At 56.3% G+C, this 23,116-nt stretch carries 22 protein-coding genes; 10 read left to right on the top strand and 12 right to left on the bottom strand.

The window, feature by feature from the left end; translation table 11 throughout:
• A partial coding sequence (locus tag VK725_RS04415; RefSeq protein WP_325316843.1) for an Arm DNA-binding domain-containing protein occupies positions 1–489 on the bottom strand: 489 nt, incomplete at its 3' end.
• Between the two features lie 611 nt (positions 490–1,100).
• Here VK725_RS04415 and VK725_RS04410 point away from each other — a divergent pair.
• Together VK725_RS04410 and VK725_RS04405 are read left to right on the top strand one after the other, a co-directional pair.
• A complete protein-coding gene (locus VK725_RS04410) occupies positions 1,101–1,766 on the top strand; it encodes a hypothetical protein (RefSeq protein ID WP_325316842.1) in 666 nt (221 codons plus the stop codon).
• A 487-nt stretch (positions 1,767–2,253) separates the two neighbouring features.
• On the top strand, positions 2,254–2,733 hold the full coding sequence (locus VK725_RS04405) for a hypothetical protein (protein WP_325316841.1): 480 nt from the start codon (positions 2,254–2,256) through the stop codon (positions 2,731–2,733).
• A gap of 26 nt (positions 2,734–2,759) precedes the next feature.
• Here the strand turns inward: VK725_RS04405 and VK725_RS04400 are convergent, their stop codons facing one another.
• Positions 2,760–4,406, bottom strand: a complete 1,647-nt coding sequence (locus VK725_RS04400; RefSeq protein WP_325316840.1) for an MASE1 domain-containing protein — start codon at positions 4,404–4,406, stop codon at positions 2,760–2,762.
• A gap of 189 nt (positions 4,407–4,595) precedes the next feature.
• Here VK725_RS04400 and VK725_RS04395 point away from each other — a divergent pair, with 189 nt between their 5' ends.
• Complete coding sequence (locus VK725_RS04395; RefSeq protein WP_325316839.1) at positions 4,596–5,051, top strand: hypothetical protein; 456 nt, start codon at positions 4,596–4,598, stop codon at positions 5,049–5,051.
• A 3-nt stretch (positions 5,052–5,054) separates the two neighbouring features.
• Here VK725_RS04395 and VK725_RS04390 read toward each other — a convergent pair whose 3' ends face one another.
• From VK725_RS04390 to VK725_RS04380, 3 genes are all read right to left on the bottom strand, one after another.
• Entirely contained in the window at positions 5,055–5,219 is a 165-nt protein-coding gene (locus tag VK725_RS04390; RefSeq protein WP_325316838.1) for a DUF1427 family protein, read from the bottom strand.
• A gap of 47 nt (positions 5,220–5,266) precedes the next feature.
• Positions 5,267–6,235: a zinc-binding alcohol dehydrogenase family protein gene (locus VK725_RS04385; RefSeq protein WP_325316837.1), complete on the bottom strand. Its 969-nt coding sequence runs from the start codon at positions 6,233–6,235 to the stop codon at positions 5,267–5,269.
• Between the two features lie 117 nt (positions 6,236–6,352).
• On the bottom strand, positions 6,353–7,141 hold the full coding sequence (locus VK725_RS04380; RefSeq protein WP_325316836.1) for a helix-turn-helix transcriptional regulator: 789 nt from the start codon (positions 7,139–7,141) through the stop codon (positions 6,353–6,355).
• A 346-nt stretch (positions 7,142–7,487) separates the two neighbouring features.
• Between VK725_RS04380 and VK725_RS04375 the strand changes: the two genes are divergently transcribed.
• On the top strand, positions 7,488–8,153 hold the full coding sequence (locus VK725_RS04375) for a response regulator (RefSeq protein WP_325316835.1): 666 nt from the start codon (positions 7,488–7,490) through the stop codon (positions 8,151–8,153).
• Positions 8,150–9,571, top strand: coding sequence for a sensor histidine kinase (locus VK725_RS04370; protein WP_325316834.1), 1,422 nt, complete (start codon positions 8,150–8,152; stop codon positions 9,569–9,571). The genes VK725_RS04375 and VK725_RS04370 overlap by 4 nt, the downstream gene beginning before the upstream one ends.
• A 57-nt stretch (positions 9,572–9,628) precedes the next feature.
• Here the strand turns inward: VK725_RS04370 and VK725_RS04365 are convergent, their stop codons facing one another.
• From VK725_RS04365 to VK725_RS04355, 3 genes are all read right to left on the bottom strand, one after another.
• On the bottom strand, positions 9,629–10,678 hold the full coding sequence (locus tag VK725_RS04365) for a YncE family protein (protein ID WP_325316833.1): 1,050 nt from the start codon (positions 10,676–10,678) through the stop codon (positions 9,629–9,631).
• Between the two features lie 44 nt (positions 10,679–10,722).
• Positions 10,723–11,376 carry a hypothetical protein gene (locus tag VK725_RS04360; RefSeq protein WP_325316832.1) on the bottom strand — a complete coding sequence of 218 codons (654 nt, stop codon included), beginning with the start codon at positions 11,374–11,376 and terminating at the stop codon, positions 10,723–10,725.
• A gap of 366 nt (positions 11,377–11,742) precedes the next feature.
• Positions 11,743–11,895: a DUF3309 family protein gene (locus VK725_RS04355; protein ID WP_325316831.1), complete on the bottom strand. Its 153-nt coding sequence runs from the start codon at positions 11,893–11,895 to the stop codon at positions 11,743–11,745.
• A gap of 342 nt (positions 11,896–12,237) precedes the next feature.
• On the opposite strand from VK725_RS04355, the gene VK725_RS04350 reads away from it, so the two are divergent.
• From VK725_RS04350 to VK725_RS04340, 3 genes are all read left to right on the top strand, one after another.
• Positions 12,238–12,372, top strand: coding sequence for a hypothetical protein (locus tag VK725_RS04350; protein ID WP_325316830.1), 135 nt, complete (start codon positions 12,238–12,240; stop codon positions 12,370–12,372).
• 33 nt (positions 12,373–12,405) lie between these two features.
• A complete protein-coding gene (locus VK725_RS04345; protein WP_325316829.1) occupies positions 12,406–13,278 on the top strand; it encodes a hypothetical protein in 873 nt (290 codons plus the stop codon).
• Between the two features lie 119 nt (positions 13,279–13,397).
• On the top strand, positions 13,398–13,574 hold the full coding sequence (locus VK725_RS04340) for a CsbD family protein (RefSeq protein ID WP_325316828.1): 177 nt from the start codon (positions 13,398–13,400) through the stop codon (positions 13,572–13,574).
• A gap of 127 nt (positions 13,575–13,701) precedes the next feature.
• On the opposite strand, the gene VK725_RS04335 is transcribed toward VK725_RS04340, so the two are convergent.
• Positions 13,702–14,121: a response regulator gene (locus VK725_RS04335; protein WP_325316827.1), complete on the bottom strand. Its 420-nt coding sequence runs from the start codon at positions 14,119–14,121 to the stop codon at positions 13,702–13,704.
• A gap of 447 nt (positions 14,122–14,568) precedes the next feature.
• Here VK725_RS04335 and VK725_RS04330 point away from each other — a divergent pair, with 447 nt between their 5' ends.
• A complete protein-coding gene (locus VK725_RS04330) occupies positions 14,569–15,306 on the top strand; it encodes a response regulator transcription factor (RefSeq protein ID WP_325316826.1) in 738 nt (245 codons plus the stop codon).
• A 303-nt stretch (positions 15,307–15,609) separates the two neighbouring features.
• Here the strand turns inward: VK725_RS04330 and VK725_RS04325 are convergent, their stop codons facing one another.
• Both VK725_RS04325 and VK725_RS04320 read right to left on the bottom strand, forming a co-directional pair.
• On the bottom strand, positions 15,610–15,951 hold the full coding sequence (locus tag VK725_RS04325) for a PRC-barrel domain-containing protein (RefSeq protein WP_325316825.1): 342 nt from the start codon (positions 15,949–15,951) through the stop codon (positions 15,610–15,612).
• A 266-nt stretch (positions 15,952–16,217) separates the two neighbouring features.
• Positions 16,218–20,534 (bottom strand): ATP-binding protein, encoded by a 4,317-nt coding sequence (locus VK725_RS04320; RefSeq protein WP_325316824.1) that lies wholly within the window; start codon positions 20,532–20,534, stop codon positions 16,218–16,220.
• Between the two features lie 371 nt (positions 20,535–20,905).
• Between VK725_RS04320 and VK725_RS04315 the strand changes: the two genes are divergently transcribed.
• Positions 20,906–22,492 carry a PAS domain-containing sensor histidine kinase gene (locus tag VK725_RS04315; protein WP_325316823.1) on the top strand — a complete coding sequence of 529 codons (1,587 nt, stop codon included), beginning with the start codon at positions 20,906–20,908 and terminating at the stop codon, positions 22,490–22,492.
• Between the two features lie 184 nt (positions 22,493–22,676).
• Here VK725_RS04315 and VK725_RS18590 read toward each other — a convergent pair whose 3' ends face one another.
• A complete protein-coding gene (locus VK725_RS18590) occupies positions 22,677–22,946 on the bottom strand; it encodes a YetF domain-containing protein (RefSeq protein ID WP_414648447.1) in 270 nt (89 codons plus the stop codon).
• Positions 22,947–23,116 lie beyond the last annotated feature (170 nt).

Raw genomic sequence — 23,116 nt, 5'->3', positions numbered from 1 at the left:
CGTCGTCCAGATAGGGTCTAGGCACTTCATTACGAGCGCAGTGTCGATTGCATCTACCGGCAGCTTCCAGATTTGCTCACAATAGGTACGCAGGGTGCTATCCCATTGAGCAGCGTGCTTGGGGTTCTTCCAGCCGCTACGATGTGTCTCAATGTAGAGCTCAGCGCATCGTCCAAATGGCGTGCGCTTCTCATGCTTGAGCTTCGCGTCGGTTCGCTGCACGTGCTTTGTGGCGAGGGGGTCTTGTCCATCACGTAGCATGCGCCGCAGCTCGGTCGCGCGTTCGCGTGCCTCAGCAAGGCTCACGTCCCATGCTGGTCCGAGTCCCATGTCGCGCAATTTGCTGGTAACTCGGTCGCGATAGCGAAAGATCCACGATCGACGTCCGTCCGGCTTCACGAGCAAATACAACAAACCGCCATCGGAGTGCATGCCCGGCGGCGCGTTCTTCACCTTGATGGCCGTGAGCCGATTTATCTGGGTGCCCATGAACTCTCCGCCAAACTTAGCGCCCCTATCTCTGCCCCATACAAATTGGGCGGGATTTGATGGGATGTAAAGATACGCTACGGGACGACTTTTTACCTTAATTTTCAGGAATAAGTCGATGGGCGGTACGTCATGGGATGTGATGGCAAGTTAGGCGGACAGTCACTCTCTCCGCCACCCATAAAAAAGGCGCCCCAAGAGGGCGTTTTTTTATGGGTGGCGGAGAGAGTGATTTGCGGTGAGAACCCTCGGTTCGACAAATTTGTCAGGAACAAATTTGGACAGCGCATAAGCGCTGGCCCCGGAGCGCGTTGCGCGGAGGGTGCGGATTCCGGACCACTTGGACACCTATTCCGGCAACGGTTGATCACGCTGCTGGTGTTGACCCATGCCTCGTTGACGCCCCTGGTTGCCTCTTGTGGGCTTTGCCCGCGTGCTGAAAAGGTCCGCTTCCGCCCTCGTGGCGGACGGTTTTCAGCGGAACTTGCAAGCGATCAATCAGTCTCCTAAACCAGCGGTGTGGTCCTCGCGCTGGCAAAGGAAGGTCGCTGATGAGATTGCAGGGAGTGAAATCCAGAGGCCCTACCGTATCGGCTCGCCGGATCGTGGCAATGGTCGTGACGATCGGGTGCCATCTCGGCCTTCTGATAGTGCTGTTGCAGCCGGTAGCTTCCTATACCGATATGTCCCCTATGGTGGAAAACAACGCAGCGGCACTCAAACTGCAGTTCATTTTATCGTCACGACAAACCGGCACACCATTGGTATCACCAACGCTACTACTAGTCGTGCTCTCTCCGGGTGATCCTCGGAAAGCGTTAGTGAAAAAGGCGATAGCGCCACCGGGCCAACGCATCCCGCACGTTACTGCACGGCCAGCCTCCACCAACGTGTCACCGCCTCCTGTCGTCTTGGTGCTACCTAATGTGCTCGCCTCGCCCGATAAATACACGAACAGTCAAACCTCAACGGAGGATGGCGGCTTTCGGGAGCGATTGCTCAACGCGCAACACTCCGATGACACCCATCGAGTCCCAGGATCCGATAGACCCATCGTGCCAGGTATTCAATTGATCAACCCCATGAATCAGGGCATTGGCGCGGTGGCGCGCAAGATGCAACGTTTGTTTAGCATCACAGATCACCACTGTATCGATGTCGAAGTCTGGAAAAGCCTCACGCCGGAGGAACTAATCGCGAGACATATCTCATTTGACGATGTGAAAGCAGAGGCTGAAAAGTACAATTGCTACCATCCATTGGGCCTGAACTTCTAAGCGGTACGCATCGATGAAAATTTCCCTGTAACTCAAAAGGTACGCTGTCGGCCTGTAGCGGACATTCCCAGCGCGGTGTTCAGGCCGAACCGGAATGATAGTCAGCCGTCACCAGCATCCGCAGGAGGGGTTCGGCCCATGGATGGGCCGAACAATCCCTCACACAGCGCGCACTAGATAGCAATAACTGCCGACAACCCCTTTTGCTTTTTAAGTTCCAGACCAGAAGCAAAACGGACGCAGTTAATTTGGCGCTTAGCGACGCCGAGACCCGCGCGTAAGTTTTTATCCACAACTTCACGCTACTCAACAGCGTGAAGCATGAGATCGCGCAAGAAATCACGATTGCGTGCTTCAAGTGAGACACGGTGCCCAGAACAGACGAACACATAGGGTTAGTAGGTGTAAGTGCTTGGCACGGCCTAGACGCATCCAGGGCTACCGTGCTGAGGACAATCCGTGCCACTACCCAAAAAAGGGGATTTTTATGTTCTGCAAATCATCCAAACTCGTTTCTCGTCTGACCATCGCAGCGGGCGTCATGGCCCTCACGCTATCCGTATCGGCGATGGCTCAAGCACCTGCCACCGGGCTGGGACAATCGTGGCCCAATGCCACCGACGTGAGTGTGAGTCCGCACTATCACGTGTACGTGTTTTTGCGTGACGGGATTCGTTACATCCAGGTCAATGACGCCAACGGCACGGTGCGTGGCGCCGTAGCGACGGCGGGTGGTCAGACGCTGGTGTTGCCGATCGGCACCGATGCTTCAGCCGTACAGGTATCCCAAAGCACTGTCCAGAATGCGGCCGCTTCGACTGCGACGACAACCGAGACCGTTTACAGCGACAGCGCAACGCAGATCACGGCTACACCTCAGAGCAATGGAGCAGTGAATCTCAATGTCGCCGTGTCTGACATTTGTACGGACGCGGCCGAATGCAGCAAAGGTACGATCTCTCACTAACGGTCGTCACGTCGTAACGTCGCCCATCAACGTATGTAGAGTTCACGCGCGGGAGCGCCCGTAGTGGCCTCCCGCAACTGCTCGTTGGCATCGTGCACCAATGCGCTGATCTGAATCTTGTCGTCTATGCGGCGCACGTGCAGATCACCTTCGTATAGGCGCACATGATCTCGCATGGCCGCGATACCAAGGCCATTGGTACCGAGTTTGAGCGCCAGCTGCCGGCTGTCGCATTTGGTGTAAATGGGGTCGTTGACGTGAGAGGGCTGCGTGATTCCTTCAACGCGCAGCATTGCCCACTGCTGTCCGTTTGTAAGGCCACCACGCAACGTGATGGCCACCGAAGACCACTCTTGCTGTTCGCAGATATAAACGACGGCTTCGCACGCCAGACGATAGATTGCAGCGTGCACGCCGGAAGACAGTTGGCTCAATCCACGACCTTTGAGCTGGAAGCGATACGCCATGCCGCTTTCGTCCAAGGAGCGCGCAATGGTTTCACGCAAGGCGGCAGGTAGGCCGCGTTCACGCCACGCTGTCGGATGCATGGATTCCGCCAGTCGATAGACTTGGTTTTGCGTGGTGGCAGCTTGTTTGAAATATGTTTGGCCTTCCGTCAAAGGCAGCATATGCTTGAAGCGGTTAAGCAACCTAGTGTGCGTCAGCTGCAGCGTGCCACCTATCTGTTCCAGCGCCTGAGCCGTTTGACGCATGCGCAGCTCACATGCGTAGAGCCCTTGTTGGGCGAGTTTCACCGCTGCATGTGCATTGAGGCGTTCTTGTTCCTCCAGCGCGTTCTGCGCACTGATGCGCACACCTAGTGCAAAAAGGCTTGTGGAAGCAAAAGCGATGAAGGCTTGCGTTTCAACCAGGCCGAGATCGGGCTGAGACACCGTGCCAATAAATATGCAGAACATCACTACAGTGGTGCCGATGGCTGCAGCACGCCAACCATGTTTGGAAGTGAGCCAGGCGACAGGTAGGAACATTGCCATGTGAATAACCTGGCGCACGTCGACTGAAGCGCTGCGGTACATCCATACCAACACGGCCAGTGTCGGCAATAACAGCATGGCTATGTCTAGCGTGAGGCGGCTCTTTGCCCATTGATTTAATTGTGCACGCCACGGCAGACGTTCACGCAATTTGAGCGCTAGCGCGAGCGGTACGATGGTTAGGATGCCGACATATTTGCCTAGGACGGAATAGGGAATCTCGATCCATTGGTAATGATGCGAGACACTTGCAGAAGCGCTGGCGGTGAAGCCACTCGCAAACGATGTAGCGACCCAGATCAGCGATAGCGTTGCGATGCAAAAGAGCAACGCCTTCAACTTGATCGTTCGCTTCGAGGGAAACAACCCAAGTTTGCGAGTGCACCACCATACGACAGGAGCCCCAATGAGCATTGGCGGTATGGAATTGACCGCGACCCACAAGCTGCCGAAGCGTTCGGCCAATGGGTAGTAGAAGGCAAGGATGGCAGCGCCTTCGCCGACAATCAGCGCCGGCCAATAGCGATAGGGAAATAGCAGTAGGCAGCTAAGACGAAGCCCGGCGGTAACGGTCCATACACCGCCGGAATAGGGCCGCAGCACGGTGTAGATCAGTGCATAGCCCAGTGCCACCGCAATCTGGCGTACCCACTTATTTTCAGCGATTGATTTGAGCATCCCCGCGTCCCCTGATGTCGAGATAACCGCACCCCAGCCGTCCCTGAGCGGTGTAACTCGCCGATAGCGCTGTAAGGCAATTCATGAAGCGTGCCAACCTTGCGGGGGAGTCAAAGACCCGGCGGCAAGCGATGGCAGTCCCGTAATGACGAAGCGCAGCGTCTGGCTCCCGCAATGATATGAAATGGCGTGATTCAAAACGTGAAGAACGACACGGTGGTTTGCCTGTTACCTATTCCTGATATCGGCAGGATTTCGCAGATCATGAGGCTGCGGGCGAGAAAACCTGCGCAAACGGCTGGCCGCTCTGAGAAGTCCGGCGTCTATGAGATAATCGGGACTCCCTGCAGCACCCCCCACGTTGCCATGACACTCCCCAAAGACGCCTTCCGCCGCTTCCAGGAAGAACTGGCAGCGCTCGATAAGCAGCTCGAACAGCGCCCTCCCAGTAAGAAACAGGCTGCTTTATCCGCTATGGAAAGGGCGAGGGCGGAGTTTCTTGCCCTGAAGGAGCGTTACAAGCTCTCGATTGCAGACGTGGTGACTTTCTTCCCGGAGGAAGAAGGCATTGCCTACCTGCAGGGACTCATTGCCCAGGCCGAAGCCAAGCCGCGCCGGGGGCGTAAGCCCAAAGCCGGCGTTTAGCGCCTATGGCAGCATCGAGCGGACCAATGCCACAAGCTGTTCGCCCGCCAGCATGCCGAATAGACCAACCAAGGCCACGGTGGGCGGTGCCGGGGATTTGACGCGCAAGAAGCCGTAAATCAGGCCCACAAGCACGCCCACGGCCACTGATACGAGGTAAGCCTTCATCGCTGCTCCTGACGGATGGGGGTTGGGGATGGAGTGGTGACTGACGCTCAAGGGACGATTACGACGCGTCCTGTCGTACCTTGGGCCACGGCATCGTAAGCTTCGCGGCCCTGAGCCAGTGCAAACCGCTGCGCGATAACCGGTGCGTCGAACTTGCCTTCGTCAAAACCCGCGGCAATCGCCTTCATCAAGCGCGCCGACTCTGCTACGCCCAGCTTGGCGCTATCGGCGCCGAACAACTGTGTTTCGTTGTGATAGAAGTCGATCAGATCGAATTCGACGCGGCGGCGCCCCGTGGCACTGATTTCCACGACGCGGCCGCGACGCTTTGCCAGCCCGAGCGCCGTGTCGAAAGCGATGCCACCTACGCTGTCAAAAACGACATCGACACCGCCGGCCAAGCCATCCAGCCCCCGCACGTGAGCGACAGTATTCTCATCGAACATTGCAAACGCATCCACACGCCGTCCGGCAGGTGAATTCGGATCGAGCGCAGCGCGATCGATACCGATGACATGACATCCAAGCGATTTGGCGATTTGAGTCACCGCACCACCCACGCCACCACCTGCGCCGATTACAGCGATGGTTTCGCCTTCACGCAATTGCGCGAAATCGACGGTGCCCAGCCAAGCCACAACAAAATTCACACCCACAGATGCGGCTTCTTCGTGGCTCAAGGTTTTCGGCTTTCGCGTCAGAGCTGCGACAGGCACTTTGATGTATTGGGCATGCGTGCCGTCGCGAGTAAAGCCGATATCGCCACCCGTTCCCCAGACTTCAGCGCCGATCCACTCTTTGGGCCCTTGTTCCACTACACCGCTGAAATCTCGCCCAGGAATACGCGGCAACGTCGTGTTCGAGAAATGTCCTGAAACGTTCTTCACATCGCTGGGATTGACCGATGCCGCGCGAACGCGTACCAATGCACTGTCAGTGTCGATAACCGGTGTAGGGACATCGGTGTACTCCATCACCTCTGGTTTACCGTAATGGTCAAAACGAAGTGCTTTCATAAATGTTTCCGTGATAGCGCAGGCTCGCGTCGATGTTGAAAGTCTAGATGACTGTCGCGCAGAAGATCGGTCAAAAACATTCGAATTTCGGCCAATTAGTGTGACTTAAGGCTGCGTCTACCCCGCGAGCGCCGCGGGTTGGTAAGCTGCCGGCGGAACACCCAGCTCTCGGCGGAACATATCGCTGAAACTGCTGGGCGAGTAGCCGAGCGACCGTGCAATCGCGTGCACGGCGTGGCCTTCTGCAAGGCGCGATGTCGCAACGGCCAGTTGGACCTGTCGCCGCCATTGGGCAAACCCCATGCCCAACTTCTGCTGGAAGAGACGAGACAGCGTACGCACGCTGGCGCCGGCGTGCTCGCAATAGTGTTCAAGAGGAATGTCGAGCGATGGATGTTCGATCACGGCACGGCATACCGCCTCAAGACGCCGATCGGTGCCAGCGGGAAGCATAATCCGCAAGGTGCCGACCTTTGCCGCGCCGAGTTCCAGCACGATCAAGCGATGCGCTGCATCGATATATTCCTGGCTGCGATGTTCACCGTGCTCGGCCATCACCACGATCAACTGCCGCAGCAACGGGCTGACTTCAAACACCTGGCCGCGCCGCCCGAGTGTTTCGGTCGCCTGTGGATGCAAATACAGATTGCGCATGCGTACCGCACTCATCATTCTGATCGAATGCGCTGTCTCCGGCGGTACCCACACCGCGCGTTGCGGCGGCACGACGAGTGCTTCGTGCCCGACCTCCACCCACATCACGCCTTCGATGGCGTAAAGCACCTGCGCCCACGTATGCGAATGAGCGTCGACGTACGTACCGCGAGGGTACTCACGCTGCAGTGTAAGCAGGTGGCGACTGTCTTCGCCGAGCGGAGGAGGGGCTGCACGTGTCATCACGCGCATAGCATATGCCGGTGTGAATCATGCCGCCGAAGCGGTACCGGGCTTTGCCAAGTTCAACCTTGCGTTCTCCAAATGTCGAATGGAGGGGACGCTCCTTCCCTTACGCAAGGTGCAAGTGCCCATTCATCGGCACATTTCCGCCGCGTGCAGGGGGGCAGATTTGCTTCGTGAGATGCCCCAGGACGACCCAAGTCCCTGGAAAGCCTTGGATAATGGCTCGCCTGTTCGCGCGAAGCCGCTTTGTCGCCCTCGTCAGACCGCCACCTAGTAAGACCACCCTAAGTTAATCTCTGCACAATCGCTTGCGAGGGTCCGCCCGGCGATAGGGTTCAGAAGGTCATAAGGCATGCACATCATCCTGGTCGAAGACGACCTGCAGCTCGGGGCGGCGATTCAGAATGCTCTGGAAAAGCTCTCCTACGCGGTAACGTGGTTACGCGATGGCCGCGAGGCGCTGGTTGCGCTGCGCGATCAGACGGCCGATCTTGTCCTGCTGGATCTGGGCTTACCGAATAAGGACGGGCTGGAGGTGTTGGCCGAAGCGCGCCGTGCGCATGTCAACACGCCAGTTATCGTGATGACGGCGCGCGATGCGCTCGAAGCGCGCGTTCGCGGTCTGGATGCAGGGGCCGATGACTATCTGGTGAAACCCTTCCATGTCGATGAGCTCAGCGCGCGTATTCGCTCGCTCACGCGACGTGCGCAAGGACTGGCCGCTAATCGCATCGACGTGGGCGTGATCAGTCTGGATATCGGAACATCCGAAGCGGAATATCGAGGCAAACGCGTCGAGCTGACTCGTCGCGAGTTTTCGTTATTGCGCATACTGATGGAGCGGGCAGGGCGCATCGTACGGCGCGAGCACCTGGAGAATTCGCTTTACGGCCTCGACAATCCGGTGGGCAGCAGCGCATTGGAGGTGCAAATACACGCATTGCGCCGCAAACTCAGCTTCGATGCGATCCGCACGATTCGAGGCGTCGGTTACATGATTCCAAGAGACCCAACGTGAAGCCACTAAGCTTGCAGGGACGCCTGCGCTGGATGATCGTCACCCTGCTGTTTGTCGTGTTGCTGCCATTGGGTCTGTATAGCTATCGACGCACGCTGATTGAAACGCACGAGTTGCTGGACGGTCGTCTGGCTGAGTCTGCACGCACGCTCGATGTACTGATGCGGCACGAAGGCATCGATGCGTTGCGTCGCCCGGAACAGGGGCCGCTTATCGTGCCTGTCATCGGGCGCAAAGCCGAAGAAGAGCTGATGCATGGGCGAACCTATGAGTCCGAGGTGGGCTATCAAGTGTTCGACATGCATGGCCACGTGCGTCTGACGACGGCCAATCTCGCGCAATTGCCGTTACCCCCAACGCCGTTGTCGGGTTTCGAAAACTATCAGTTCGATGGTTACGGATGGCGCGTGTTTACCTTCGTAGACGATGTCAACGGCTTTGTCATTCGCATGGGCGAGCGAGACGACAGCCGGCGCGGTATATCGCACGCCTTGTGGCTGGACCTTGGCATGCCACTGCTCATCGGTTTGCCGCTGCTGGCGTTGCTGATCGGCTGGGCCGTGCGTCGCGGGCTACGTCCCCTGGATCGTCTTAGGCAGGCACTTGCATCGCGTGCACCGGGTAGCCGCCGCCGTATCGAGCTGGAAAGGGCGCCGCAGGAACTGCAACCCGTTGTCGATGCGCTGAATGCGCAATTGGAGCGCCTGGAAGATGCACTCGAACGCGAGCGGCGTTTCAGCGCTGACGTCGCGCATGAATTACGTACACCGTTGGCGTCGACCATGATTCACGTCGACGGCGCGTTGTCGACCAGCGAGCTTCCTGCGACCAAGGCTTCTCTCGCTAGCGCGCAGGTGGGCCTTTCAAGACTTGCCCGCCGTATCGAACAGTTGCTTGCTCTGGCGCGATTGGAAGCGGGAGCTGCAGCAGGGCAACGCAGTGAGGTCGACCTTGTTGTCGTATCGATGAATGTCATCGATGAACTAGCGCCTTTGCTGGGAGAAAGTGGCGTTGAGTTCGCGTTTGTCGCTCACGAAGATACCTTGAAAGTTCAGGGCTACGAGGCCGCCTTGGCGGCGTTGCTGCGCAACCTCATTGAAAACGCGATGCATCATGTTCCCACTGGCGGCAGCGTTCAATTGTTGCTGAAGCGGGCAGCGGAAACGGCGGTCATTGAGGTCATCGATAACGGACCGGGTATCCCTGCAGAGCGTCGCGCAAGCGTCTTCGCACGCTTCCACCGTGAGGCGAGCGGCAGTGGGGACGGGTATGGATTGGGCCTGTCGATTGTGCAGCGCGCTGCACAGTTGCACAACGCAACGATCGAACTGCTCGATGCGCCATCCGGCCGAGGTTTGCGAGTGCGCGTCGTGATTCCTGTTCGCTTTGCACAGGGAGCGGAAACGGAATCGGCATGAAATTCGCCCAACCGCCGGCATGCTCGCGCACTGCCGGCGGTTATTCAGCGCGATGCCTTAGGGTTTGCCGACGGTAAGAATGGTGAAGCTGTCTGGTACAGGCTGTTGGCGCCCATGTGCATCTTTGTCGGTGCCAAGTTTGGCAGATGACAGATACACGCGATGTTTCTGCGGATCCAATGCCTGCGTGCGCGCGCTGATCTGCGTAGAAACATTGGCGACGACCGAGTAATGATTGGGATCGTCCTCATGCACGACAGTCAGTGTGCCGCTTTCGCCATTCGAGCTGTAAACCAGTGCTTGCTCAGGATCGAAAGTCACCGCATCGGGGCCATCGCCGATGGCTAGCGTTGCTACGTGGTGACCATCCGTTGCATCAGTCACCACCATCTTCTGGTTGTCGCAGACCGAGAACAGGCGCTTGTGCACAATATCCATGGCCAGGCCACTGGGCGATTCGCACGGCGCGAGCGACCAGGTTTGCAGCACTTTGTTGCTGCCTGTATCGATCTCGGAAAGCTCGGATTTGTCTTCGATGTTCACATACACGTGGCCCTGGCCATCGGCCGCCGAGAACTCCGGTCGGCCGGGTAGTGCGATGGTGCCGACGACTTTCGCTGCCGCGGGATCAATAACGCTGGCATCGCCACTTTTGCCGTTGAACGTAAGCACGTGATGCGATGCGCTGTCATAGACAATCGAATCCGGCTTCTGCCCGGTGCCGGTAATCGTGGCGACGGTCTTGAGCGTATCCAGATCGAAAACGGTCACGGAATTTGCTTTGCCGTTGCTCGTAAAGCCACGATGCAGGTCTTGCGCGATGGCAATGCCATGCACACCGCTGGTGTCGGCAATCACGCCAATTTGCTTATTGCTATCGACGTCGATAACCAGCACGCGATCGCCGCGACTAACAAAAAGATGACGACGCTGTGAATCAAAGCTGAGGTAATCCCACCCGCCCGTGCCGCCAAGCGCTAGGCGACCGATCACTTTGTATGGGGATTGTGCTGCTGTGTCGGCGGCTGTGGCCAGGGGGGCGGCGGCAACACAGGCTATTGATGCAAGCAGGGATAGGGCAAGAGATTGGCGCATGGGCAAGCTCATTGTAAGGGGTTTGCCAAGCTTGCCCGGTATTACTTATTGCTTGCTTAGGGACGCTCGTGCGTGTTCCGCTGTTTTAGCACGTCGGCAGCCTTTTCGTCGGCGAGGTCCTGGGTCATCTTCAGGCACTCCTGCTGCACCTGCTTGGGGTCGCTGCCGATCAGTGCCCTGGCATAACCCGTCACGACTTCGCCCACGATGTATTGCGGCCTTCCCGTGCTGTTGTAGGTGTTGGTGAACGCCGAGGGCGTGAAGCGTGGCGATTTATCGCCGTAATACCATTCAAAAGCACCGGCTTTGTGGGCAGTGGCGTCGCTCTTTACCTGTTCCTGGCTGGAAGATGTCATGCCGTTGTCGGCGTAATCCACGGCTTCACCGCAAAACACAAATCCGTTGGCACGATTGGAGGGCGACTCCATCGACAAGCGTGCATCCAGACCGTAGCCGCCTGCGTTGCAGAATCGAAACTCGCCCTGGAACAAGCGATAACCAGCTAGCGAGGTGACGATCTCTTTGGTCGAGTCCGTGCTTAGCGATTTATAGATAGGCCACGAAGGGCTGTTGACCGGGCAATCGTTGATCGGCACCGTTGCCCCCTTTTCCTGCGCAGCTGCGGTAGCTGCCGTTTGTGTGGAATAAGACGCGCCAACCGCACAAAAAAGCGACAGGCAAGCGACGGCGATAGCGGCGAATTTATTCATCGAGTAAAACCCTGCCTCCAGTTGAGCACGATATCGATAACGCGCCGCCGTCTTTTTCGACTACATAGAGCAGGTACAGGCCGCATATGGAAATGTCAGACCCCTTTGACAATTAAACGAGAGGGACAAGTCTTGAAGGCTTTTCCCTGGGATTTGCTAAAAGTGCAGCTTCGAGATGTTAACGGGAGAGGACCGTTCGCGGTGATTCAAGGTTGAGAATGAAGCCGAAACTTCTCGGTCAATCATGTTCTTCACCATGAAAGAAAAAGAATTCGATCGCGTTCTGGACATGAGTCGCCGTCGGGCGGAAATCTCCCGGTTGCGACTTACGTGCGCGAAGCTTGTGTAGCCTGAGTCTGTGCTGGCTCAGATGTAACCAAGCAATAGCAATATGAGAAGAATAAGCACGATCACGCCCACGCCACCCACTGGGTAGTAACCCCATCCTCGGCTGTAAGGCCATGTCGGCAATGCACCAAACAGAATGATCAGCAACACGATGATCAACAGTAGCGACATGGTTCGTTCTCCTTAAGGCGATCAAGGGCCATCGGCACATGGCGGTTTCTAGCGCATCGAGATTGCGCTGGGAGGCGTGATCGACACGAGCGGAAAAGGTGATTTTCAAGTCATCGCGTATGGCCTTGGCTTTTTGTGAACGCATGCCTGTCGTGCACGCGTCCTGTGCGGCCAGCTCACAAGGTACTAACGAGGCCGCGTCAATAGTGGTTGCGCAATCCCTCAAGGACTTTGCGGCAACCTCTTTCTGCATGTCATGCACTTAGCGGGTTGTTGCGCGATGGAGCGACGTAGGTAACAACGGCTATTGACCGTACGACGTAGGCGAAGAGGACGTTTCCCATGAATGAAGAATCTGGCCAATACGCAGGCTCGTCGAAACATCAGAAGGGTGGCATCGGTTATGTGCTGCTATGGCTATTGGGTGTTCCGCTTCCAGTGCTGATTCTCATCGCACTGTTGCGTGGATGTGCGTAATGCGTCGTACCTATTGATACGAGGAGAACAACCATGGCTGACGTAGTGGTGGCTCAGGTGAATGGTGTGGATGATCGTTTTGCGGCAATGAGCTTTCGGGCCGTCTTTGCCGGCTGGCTCGTCGCAACGGGGGTCGCCGCGCTGCTCTATGTGGGCGGGTTGGCCCTGGGTTTTTCGGCCTTCGATGCCTGGAATGCATCGGCCAGCGTGAAAGGTATAGGGATCGGCACGTCGATCTGGCTGGTGCTTACTTGGGTGGTGTCGCTGTGGCTTGGCGGTATGTTTGCCAGTTGGTGCGCCGCACATGATGACCGCACGATCGGAACCTTGCATGGCGCGGCCGTTTGGGGCCTTTCGGTTACCGTGGTGTTCCTGCTCATCGCGATAGGGCTCGGTGGCTCCATGCATCGAGGTGCAAACCCAATGCGTAGCGGCATGCCGCCTTCAGCGGGACCGGGTATGGCAGCAGGGCCTGCCCCGGGGGCTCCTGCGCCCGGCGCGCAGGGATTGATGGGCGATGGATCGCTTGCCGTACTGCAAGCCGATGTCCAAGCCCATTTGAACTCGCACGATAGAGGCGCTGCCGACAACATTGTCGCCGCGTTGCTCGCTGGCCGTGACGATGTCGCCTCCAACCTATTTGCAGCAACCAATGGCACAACGTCTGCGGACGGTGCACGCATCGTGGCGACGATAGCGGCGGATACCCAGGCAGCCCAGCTGGATGCAAAGCAGCGAGCCGATCGCGTCGCGCGTGACGCCGCCACTGCGCTCTGGATCGTATTTGTCAGCGTTCTGCTCGGCTTGATTGCTTCGACTCTGGGTGGTTGGGTCGGAGCGAACCATATTGGGCGCATTTACCATTTGCGAACTTATGGCGCGTCTCGCGCGAACGCTCTGCGCTGATAGAAGGTATATGAATGAGCGCTCATCGAGGTCGATGCGTTTTTCACCTCAGCACGACTTTGCAATGGCGGCCCTTCGTGCAGGATGGACCCACACCCACCCACAGCAGAGACACGACCATGGATAAGCATCGCACTGAAGGTACCAAGCACGAGATCAAGGGCGCCGTGAAGGAAGGTATCGGCAAGGTCACCAACAATCCCGCACGCGAGGCCGAAGGCAAGATTGAGAAGCATGCAGGCAAAGCCGAGAAGGAATACGGCAAGGCCAAGGACCAAGCTCGCAAGAATCATTAAGACTCATGGACAGATGAGGGAAGTTCGAAGACTTCGCCAGGGATGGAGAAAGAAAAGGCGCCTTCTGGCGCCTTTTCTTTTCGGCATAAATGCAACAACTGCCTTGTATATCAATCGAGCCGACTACTCATCCCTCCACGGTGTGAATATGTCGGCGAATAAACTGCGGCGCGGCCGCCGATCCGCCCTTGGACTTGAACTCTTCGAACGCGGTACTCACGAGACCCAGCACTTCCGTGCGTCCGCACGGCTTGCGCAAAATTCGTGCATCGGGAACTGCCTTTTCAAGCGCATCCCAATCGCCGGATAGCAGAATGAATTGCGCGAGCGGCAGTCGGTCTTGCAGCGATCTAAGAATTTCCAGGCCCGTCAAGCGGTCACCCAGGTGAATGTCCACCAGACCCACACCAATGTGGCTATTGAGCCGTGCAAGGCGCAGGCCGTCTGAGACCTTGGAAGCCTGAAGCACGGTATAGCCTGCATCATCGAGGATGCTACTGAGCACCTCGCGCGTATCGCGGTCATTTTCAATGACCAGCACATGCATACACATCTCCCGCGCGGTAACTCTCGACCGCGTTGCTAATTCTTTCACAAAGCAGGTGAGACGAGCGTGAAACATGGCGGGGATCAGTGCGCTTCGCGCGATCGGTTATCAATACAGCGTAAATGCGCCGGCATGCGATCGATTGGGAACGGGCGTGAAAAAAGAGGGAGCGTTGCTCCCTCCTTGTGCAAGTCGCACTTAAGTACTCGAGGCGTGGCGAGCGTGCTTCCAACCAGATCGCGACAATGCGAAATTTGCATCAAGCGAAGGTAAGTTCTCATTCTGAGTTGCTTTCCGTTTAGCCAGATCATGAACTACTCACGTCGAGACAAGAAAAGGCTCTACGCATCTGTCGAGTAGCTGAAGGGCGTTTTTCTGGCTCACACTGCTATCACGCGTCGACCCTCTAGCCTGAGAAGCGACGGGCACGCCCGTGGAGGATCAGTTATGGGAAACGAAAGCGCAGCGACGATTCTGCTCGTCGAGGACAATATCGAAATCGCCAGCGTCATCAGCGAGTACTTGCATAAGATTGGTTACATCGTAGAAGTGGCCCACGATGGCATTACGGGTTTGCATCTTGCAGTCAGCAAACCCTACGACATTATCGTGCTCGATTTGATGCTTCCTGGTATCGATGGCATCGGTGTATGTCGAAAGCTTCGCGGCGAAGCCAAGAATTCGACTCCCTTACTCATGCTTACTGCACGCGACACCATTGAAGAAAAATTGGAAGGTCTCGAGGCCGGCGCCGACGATTATATGGTCAAGCCCTTCGAGCTTCGGGAGCTGGATGCGCGGCTTCGCGCATTGATACGCAGGCAGCGTCGTCAGACATCTTCCGAAACGCTGGTGGTCGGCAACCTCAAGTACGACAAAGCGCTGCTTAAGGTCTCCCGCAGCGACAAGGAGATCAATGTGTCGCCCCTTGGGTTGCGCCTTTTGGAAATTCTGATGCGAGAGTCACCGCGCGTAGTGACGCGTTCGGAAATTGAGAAGGAAATATGGAGCGACACGCTACCTGATTCAGACACGCTACGTTCGCACATGTACAACCTGCGTCGTGTCATCGACAAACCTTTCGACTATCCATTGCTCCACACCATTCCGGGTATGGGATACCGTCTTGCTGACCTTGGATCGCATGCGCCGGAACGTGATCCGCTACCTGATCGAAGCCTTTAGAGTTGTGTTGGGCTCATGCAGTTGACGGACAACCAGTCCAGGCTATTGGATGGGCCATCGGATGGAATGAACGGTGAAATGGGGCGCCGGCTGCGAACCTCACTTTCAGATTTGCGTCGTTATTGTCGCTTTCACTTCTTGTAGAAGAGGCGCTTTTCGTCAGTCCCATCCGCGCGTGTTTTCTTATTCGTGTGAACGTTCTAGGTGTGTTCTTGGCGTTGACGCGAAGACACGAAGAACTTCCATACGACGCGACGGCTACGACGAGGGCCAAAAGGATGGCCCTCGTGAATGCTTCGGATCTCAATGTATGTAGTAGTGCCTGACCTGGTCGATGAACGTGGTATCGGCAAAGTTGGGCCATTGATCCTTGTCAAAGCCGGGTGCGTCCTTGAGGCGCTCTTTTTCAACGTCGAGAATCAGCTCCTTGCTTTTGCCATCTACTTGCAACGCTTCCCACGGCACGGCGAACAATTTTTCGCCTAATCCCATCACGCCGCCAAACGAAAGCACACCGTAGGCGATGTGACCGGTTGTGGTGTCGATCATGATGTCTTTGAGGTCGCCTAGTGACTCGCCCTTACGATTTTTGACCTTATCGCCAGTCAGCGTGGAGGCGGAGAGGAAATGTGGTGAATGAGTCATGGCTTAGATTCCTGCTGTGATGAACGAACGGAAGGAGGTGCCTTGATGGCGAAGGAAGGATGTTCCAAAGCGCGTGATTGAAGTGAGCGCGTGAGGTGATTTTCGAGTCATCGACGAAGGCGTCGTTGTCGCGAGGTTGCGCTGCGATGGGGACTGCTGGCCCGACATTGTCGATATCGTGTTTGCACGATTGTCATGGCTTCTGTGCGTTAAGAATTCGACGTAGAAGTACTCAATGCAAACCTGATGCAGCCAGCCTCAAAAAATCAGCGATCGATGAGATCACGTATTTTCAAGGCGAGTTGCTCGAACGTAAACGGTTTGGTGATGAGGTTTACGCCAGGATCGAGGCGGCCGTGGTGGACAATAGCGTTGCGCGAATATCCGGTGGCAAACAGCACCTTCAAATGGGGGCGGAATTTGACGGCTTCGTCTGCAATGACGCGGCCGCTCTTTCCAGGTAGTACGACGTCGGTAAAGAGCAGGTCGATACGTGTTTCAGTGCGCAAGATATCGAGTGCGTCGTCCGCGTTTGCTGCTTCCAGCACCTGATAGCCAAGCTCGGCCAATGTCATAACGGTATAGGCCCGGACATCGTCGTTATCTTCAACGGCAAGAATGACTTCGCCTTCACTACTCTTGGGAGCTGTTACATTCGCAGTATCCGGGACGGATTCGGTTTCAGTTACGCAACGTGGGAAATACAGTTTTACGGTCGTTCCTTGTCCGACTTCGCTATAGATGGAAATGTGCCCTTCTGACTGCTTCACGAAGCCGTAAATCATGCTCAGGCCCAACCCGGTTCCACGCCCCACTTCCTTGGTGGTGAAGAAGGGTTCGAAGACACGCGAGAGCGTTTCGCCATTCATGCCTTGGCCGGTGTCGCTCACAGCGATACACACGTATTGGCCTGGCACAATTTCCATATCCGATCGTGCATACGCCTCATCGAGTGCGGTGTTGGATGTTTCGATCGTCAGTTTGCCGCCGTTCGACATCGCGTCGCGAGCGTTGACGGCCAGGTTGATAATCGCGTTCTCAAGCTGCCCTTTATCCGCCTCAATGCGCCATAGACGGGACGTAAGCACGCCTTCCAGTTCGATTTGTTCGCCTAAGGTGCGATGGAGAAGGTCGGTCATATCGCGCACAAGTAGATTCACATCGAGAAGTTTTGGCTCCAGGGGTTGCCGCCTGGAAAAGGCGAGCAATCGGCTGGTGAGGCTTGCGGCGCGCTGAGCTCCCTTGAAGGCAAGGTCCAGCGCCCTGATCCGGCGCGCTTCATCGTCGGGGCGGCTGCGCTGAATGGATTCAAGGCCGCCGATAATGACGGTCAGCAAATTATTGAAGTCATGTGCAATACCGCCGGTGAGTTGCCCAATGGCTTCCATCTTTTGGGCATGCCGTAACGCTTCTTCGGCCTTGGTACGCTTGCCGACTTCCTCGATGACGCGATTTTCCAAATCCGTGTTCAGGTCGCGTAGACGTTCTTCTGACCGCGCGATGGCTTTCCTTGCAAGAACTTCCGCAGAGATGTCGTGGAAATAGCAAACGGCACCGTAACCGTCATTGGGGAGTGGAATGCGGCACGTCAACCATTCGTAATATTCCATTTTGCCCGCATGTTCGCGGCGCTCTGCGCGCTCGGATTCGTAATGGGGTTCGCCAGTGTCGAGCGTGCGCTGGAAAATGTTTATCACTTCGTCCGCGAGCTCGTGAGGCCACAACATGCGGACAACTTCCCTGAAGTCACGGCCTATGATGTCCGGGATATTGCCGAATACTGGTTTCGCCTTTGGATTGACTTCCCTGATGCGAAATTCGCTATCGATGAGGTAGACACCCACCGGTGCTTGTTCCAACAATGTCTCAAATTGCGACGTTCGCTGCTGAAGAACTGTCTGGGCGTGCTTGCGCTCGGTAATGTCTACGCACGCGCCGGTCAGATAGACGACCCGACCTTGTGGATCGAGCACCGTCTCTGCTTTGGCATAGAGCCAACGTTCGTTGCCGTCGCGCAGCATCACACGGAATTCTTCTTCCAGAGGAACGCCATAGCGTGAGGAGCACGAACACGCTTCCCATACGTGCGTCTGATCGTCGGTGTGAATGTGCGAAAGAATTTCTTCCGGCGTTTGCACACGTTGAACGGAGAGAAGGTCCAATAGCAATGCGAAGGAGTCGTCGTATTCGAAGATGTCGCCGTCGCGGTGCCAGCGAAACGTTCCGGTACGGCTTGCATCCAATGCGGCGCGAAGTCGCTCCTCGCGTTCGCGGATCGCTGCTTTGGCATCGCTGCGAATCTGAGCGAGGTCAAGGTTGGACCTGATGCGTGCAAGTAATTCGCGCGCGGAAAATGGCTTGGTGAGATAGTCGTCTGCACCTGCACGCAAGCCTTCGAGACGCGCTTCCTCACCGGTACGTGCCGATAAAATGATGACGGGAATTTCCTTGGTGGCGTTGTCGTTGCGAATCGCTTGCAAAAGACCAAAGCCGTCCATGCGTGGCATCATCACATCGGTCACTACCAAATCGGGCGCGCGCGTGCGGATGGCATCCAACGCCGCCTGACCGTCTGGAACGGCTTCGATTTCCCATTGACTTCCGTTAAGCAAGCGTTCGATGTAGTCCCGCATGTCTGCATTGTCGTCGGCCAGCAATATACGTTTGCATGGTGTCGTTGGAATTTCTGGCGACGTCAATGCCTCTGTGCCGGCTGTGAGGAAAGGAGTCTCATTCGTCTGGATTTCGGGCGCCCAACGAAGCGCCTGATCCACATATTCTTTGGCCCGCGAGCTAGCAGTGGAGTCAGTGCTTGGCACTTCGTGGGTTTGATCCTCGGGAAGGTGTGCGCGACCGAATGGAATTCTCACTGCCATGATTGTGCCGGCGCCAAGCTGGCTCTCGCATCGAATATCGCCGCCGTGCAACTTCACCAATTCATTGACGAGCGCGAGACCTATGCCCGATCCCTCGATTGATCGGCTCTTTTGTCCGGACACGCGATGAAATCGCTCGAACAGATGGGGTATTTCGCTTCCGGGTATGCCGACGCCCGTATCGCTGACACTGACAATCGCCGATGCGTTATCAGGTGAGGGCATGACCGATATGCGGATATGCCCTTCCAGCGTGAATTTGAACGCGTTGGAAAGCAGATTCAGAAGAATTTTCTCCCACATGTCGTGATCGACATAGACGTGTGATGGGAGTGGTTTTGAGGTCAGTTCGAGTTTGAGCTGGGCTCGTTCGATGGCAGACCGGAACGTCGACGCCAGTTCGAAGCTGAAGGCAGTCAGATCGGTAGGTACATAATTGGCACGTACGCGGCCGGACTCGATGCGCGAAAAATCCAGAAGGCTGTTCACAAGCTGAAGCAGGCGCAGCCCATTTCGATGTGCGACCAACACGTTGATGTTCGTTTGCTCGGAAGAAAGATCCTGATTGAGAATATCTTCCAATGGACCGAGCATGAGCGTCAGCGGCGTACGAAATTCATGGCTGACATTGGAGAAGAACGTGGTTTTTGCGCGATGTAGCTCGTCCAGTGCTTCGATGCGACGCCGTTCTTGTTCATAGGCGTCCGCACTATCGATGGCATCGGATATTTGCGCAGCAACGTGGGTGAGAAAGTCTTTATAGCTTTCGTCGAACAAGCGATAAGGATTGAGCCCAACGATCAGAATGCCATCGCGTGCGCTTTCGCGTTGGGAAACGATTGGAACGACAGCGATAGAGGTGGATTCTTTTTCCCAAATACCATCCGCAATGATGCCGTGAATAGTATTCGGAATATGCGTTAGAAGTGTTGCCCGACGTGTCTCGATGACCTCTTTGACATGCCATGTTCGGTCCGTGTTGGCATCGATCGCATGGACAACCGAATCCTCCGCATACTTCAATCCCAGAGAACCGCCAAGCTCGAACTCGTCGCTGGTGCTGGGTCTGGCGTAGAGCAGAGCAAAGGTGATATCGCGTGGATTTGTCGCCAACGCAAAGCAGCTACGTGCACATGCTTCGCGCCATGTGCAAGCATCGGCGGTTTTTGTTGCCAGATTCCGCAGCAGGGCTAGTTGACGTTCGCTCTGGACGCGGTGTGTGTCGTCGGTGTTGGCGCAGATGATGCCGCCGGGTGTTCCGTCATCGTCGGGGATTGGGCTATAGGAATAGGTGTAGTAGGTTTCTTCCTGATAGCCGTTACGTTCCATGATGAGGAGATCTTCCTCAACATATGTCCCTTCGTCGCCACCCATGGCGGTGGCCAACATCGGACCGATCTGCGGCCAGATTTCTTTCCAGACATCACGCGTGGGTTTGCCTATCGCCCAGGGATGCTTGCCACCAATGATGGACTTGTACGCATCGTTGTAGAGATAAATGAGTTCATCGCCCCAGCCGATCCAGATCGGTTGACGTGACGTCAACATGATGCGCACGGCGGTCTTGAGGCTTTGAGGCCAGCTTTCGGGTAAGCCGAGCGAGGTTCCGGCCCAGCGATAGTTTCGAATAACCTCGCCCATTTCTCCGCCACCAGCCAGGAAAGTAAGGGTCTGCAGTGAATCGGGGGCAGCTTCCTGGTGACTCATGATCAACCTGGGAGAAAGTGGAGGGTTCTATGCTGCGGCTCTTCTGAGATGATTCCTAGAGGTCTTCACCGGACTTTGACGTTGAAACGTCAAAGTCCGCGCAACATCCGAGTTCTGACATCCTCTCGCATTGTGCGTGACGGAATTGCGTGGTCGCCACGAAACTACAGCTCCTGTAAAGGCGGTGGGGCGCAACTTCGGGGGCACTGCACGGATGCAGGAGCCTGCAACTGAATGAGGCATCACGGTTTCGGGAGTCGGCCTTGATGTGGCCGGTCCATGTCTTACAGAGCGGTGCGCGTATCCGTCACATCGTCTCTCGTCGGGCTTGCTATAGTCAAAAATACCCGCGATATCGCGTGGAGTGGGTCATGATCGCCGAGGCGAAAAACGAGCGTCATTCACTGGAATTCCTTTCCGCGCAGGAGTATCGGTCGCTGGTGGAGGCGATTGCGGATTTCGCCATTTACATGCTCGACCCAAACGGCCACGTCATCAGCTGGAATCTCGGTGCCGAGCGCTTCAAGGGCTATAAGGCCCCTGAAGTTCTGGGTAAGCACTTCAGAATGTTCTACACCGAAGAAGACCGGGAGACGGGGTTGCCCGAACGGGCGTTGTCCATCGCCTACAGCGATGGACGTTTCGAGCACGAAGGTTGGCGGCTACGCAAGGACGGCAGCCGTTTCTGGGCGCACGTCATGATTGATCGCATCGCCAATGAGGAAGGCGTTGTCATCGGCTACGCCAAGATCACGCGCGATGTCACGCCTCAGAAGGAGGCTGCCGAACAACTGGAGCGGGCGCGCGAAGCGTTACTCCAGTCGCAAAAGCTCGAGTCGATCGGAAAACTCACCGGTGGTGTCGCACACGATTTCAATAATCTATTGATGATTATCCAAAGCTCGCTGGAGATGATCGAAATTAAGAGTGACCAACCTGCCCAAGTCGTGAAACTAGCTGCAAACGCCACGGCCGCGGTCAAGCGAGGATCGGCGCTGACGCAGCGCATGTTGGCTTTTGCGCGAAAGCAGGAGCTTCGCATGGAGGTCATCGATGTCAAAGAGCTTGTCCGTGGCATGAGCGATATGCTGCAGCGATCGCTTGGACCGAGGATTCGTCTCGCCACGAATTTCCCCAAGGAACTGGACAAGGTGTTGATCGATACCAATCAACTTGAGTTGGCCGTGATGAATCTGGCCGTGAACGCACGCGATGCGATGCCAGACGGTGGCAACCTTACGTTCTCCGCGCACAGCCTAGCCGTCGATCGCGCTCACTCAACGGGGCTCGATCCGGGTGATTATGTCTGCCTGGTGATCGCCGATGACGGGGTCGGCATGGATGAAGGCACGATGGCCAGGGCAACCGAGCCGTTCTTCACAACAAAGGGTGTCGGCAAAGGGACGGGCTTGGGTTTGTCGATGGTGCATGGCCTCATGGAGCAATCCGGTGGCCGCATGACGATTAAAAGCAGCCAAGGCGTCGGCACATGCGTGGAGCTGTGGCTTCCAACCGCCAAAGCCGGTCATGTCGAAGGCTCTCAGGCGCATACCCATAGCGCTCGTCTTTCGTTGGCGAATAATTCACTCTGCGTGTTGGTCGTCGATGATGATCCGCTCGTTCGCGCAACCACTGGTGTGGTGCTTGAGAGCCTGGGACATACAGCCATCGAGGTGTCGTCGGCAGCGGAGGCACTTTCCGTTCTTGAGGGTGCCAATGAGGTCGATGTTCTTTTGACCGATCACGCCATGCCGGGAATGACGGGGGCCCAGTTAACCAATGAGGTGAACATTCGCTGGCCTGATTTGCCGGTGGTGCTTGCCAGTGGCTACGCTGAAATTCAGGAAAACCTTACGGATGGTGCGATACGGTTGACTAAGCCATATGGGCGTGATGATTTGATCCGTGCCATCAACCAAATCCTCAACAAGCACGCCGCTGACGTGCACAGTATTTGAGGTGAATGCCTCATCGTTGCAGCGACGATCTGAGCTGAGTGCCTTAACCGTTGGAATGCGATGTATTTTTCTACACTTCATACGTCAGCGGGAAAACGTGCGCCCTTGATCCAAAAAGGTATTGCCAGCATTGCGAAATCATCTTCCCAATGTTTCTTATTGGATGCAGACAGACACTGCGCACTCAATCCATTCTCGTCAGAGTGATCTTGCCATTGGGCTCAAGGCGAGCATTGTAAATTCCGCGGATGTTTTCCTTTCCATGAGCGTGCAACACGCGTTCAAACGCCGCCTCTGGAATGTTGCAGCGTTGAAGGGCGTTTGGGACGCGTTCTCCGTTTTGCACGAGAAACGTGGGCTTGCCTTCAATTAGGCGATTGAGATGGCGCGATCGCGTACAGATCCAGGCGAGCAACTTGTCAGTAGCAAGTATCGTACGGCCAGTGCGAAGCATCCGAGATGATCCAGCCCAAGATTTTTAACGGAGTGCGGATGGAGGGGCGTGGTTTGGTGGTGTCGCTCACTTCGACGCCCCCACCATGTCGGCAACGACCATGCCAAAGGGCACCCAGATCGGCTTTGCGTGTCCGGGTACCGCAAGTTGCACAAGCATGCTGGTCGGCG

Origin of the sequence: Dyella sp. (assembly GCF_035486915.1) — a bacterium.
Classification (GTDB): domain Bacteria; phylum Pseudomonadota; class Gammaproteobacteria; order Xanthomonadales; family Rhodanobacteraceae; genus Dyella_B.
The sequence above is the reverse complement of the archived record's forward strand: the minus strand, read 5'-3'. Positions and strand labels throughout refer to the sequence as shown.

What these genes read in the sequence shown, in the direction of transcription:
- VK725_RS04400 (WP_325316840.1), bottom strand. Translation starts at nt 4,406, where the DNA reads ATGCTCAAATCAATCGCTGAAAATAAGTGGGTACGCCAGATTGCGGTG.
- VK725_RS04390 (WP_325316838.1), bottom strand. Translation starts at nt 5,219, where the DNA reads ATGAAGGCTTACCTCGTATCAGTGGCCGTGGGCGTGCTTGTGGGCCTG.
- VK725_RS18590 (WP_414648447.1), bottom strand. Translation starts at nt 22,946, where the DNA reads ATGCTTCGCACTGGCCGTACGATACTTGCTACTGACAAGTTGCTCGCC.
- VK725_RS04405 (WP_325316841.1), top strand. Translation starts at nt 2,254, where the DNA reads ATGTTCTGCAAATCATCCAAACTCGTTTCTCGTCTGACCATCGCAGCG.
- VK725_RS04330 (WP_325316826.1), top strand. Translation starts at nt 14,569, where the DNA reads ATGGGAAACGAAAGCGCAGCGACGATTCTGCTCGTCGAGGACAATATC.
- VK725_RS04345 (WP_325316829.1), top strand. Translation starts at nt 12,406, where the DNA reads ATGGCTGACGTAGTGGTGGCTCAGGTGAATGGTGTGGATGATCGTTTT.
- VK725_RS04360 (WP_325316832.1), bottom strand. Translation starts at nt 11,376, where the DNA reads ATGAATAAATTCGCCGCTATCGCCGTCGCTTGCCTGTCGCTTTTTTGT.
- VK725_RS04380 (WP_325316836.1), bottom strand. Translation starts at nt 7,141, where the DNA reads ATGCGCGTGATGACACGTGCAGCCCCTCCTCCGCTCGGCGAAGACAGT.
- VK725_RS04365 (WP_325316833.1), bottom strand. Translation starts at nt 10,678, where the DNA reads ATGAGCTTGCCCATGCGCCAATCTCTTGCCCTATCCCTGCTTGCATCA.
- VK725_RS04385 (WP_325316837.1), bottom strand. Translation starts at nt 6,235, where the DNA reads ATGAAAGCACTTCGTTTTGACCATTACGGTAAACCAGAGGTGATGGAG.
- VK725_RS04375 (WP_325316835.1), top strand. Translation starts at nt 7,488, where the DNA reads ATGCACATCATCCTGGTCGAAGACGACCTGCAGCTCGGGGCGGCGATT.
- VK725_RS04350 (WP_325316830.1), top strand. Translation starts at nt 12,238, where the DNA reads ATGAATGAAGAATCTGGCCAATACGCAGGCTCGTCGAAACATCAGAAG.
- VK725_RS04325 (WP_325316825.1), bottom strand. Translation starts at nt 15,951, where the DNA reads ATGACTCATTCACCACATTTCCTCTCCGCCTCCACGCTGACTGGCGAT.
- VK725_RS04340 (WP_325316828.1), top strand. Translation starts at nt 13,398, where the DNA reads ATGGATAAGCATCGCACTGAAGGTACCAAGCACGAGATCAAGGGCGCC.
- VK725_RS04335 (WP_325316827.1), bottom strand. Translation starts at nt 14,121, where the DNA reads ATGCATGTGCTGGTCATTGAAAATGACCGCGATACGCGCGAGGTGCTC.
- VK725_RS04355 (WP_325316831.1), bottom strand. Translation starts at nt 11,895, where the DNA reads ATGTCGCTACTGTTGATCATCGTGTTGCTGATCATTCTGTTTGGTGCA.
- VK725_RS04410 (WP_325316842.1), top strand. Translation starts at nt 1,101, where the DNA reads ATGGTCGTGACGATCGGGTGCCATCTCGGCCTTCTGATAGTGCTGTTG.
- VK725_RS04315 (WP_325316823.1), top strand. Translation starts at nt 20,906, where the DNA reads ATGATCGCCGAGGCGAAAAACGAGCGTCATTCACTGGAATTCCTTTCC.
- VK725_RS04320 (WP_325316824.1), bottom strand. Translation starts at nt 20,534, where the DNA reads ATGAGTCACCAGGAAGCTGCCCCCGATTCACTGCAGACCCTTACTTTC.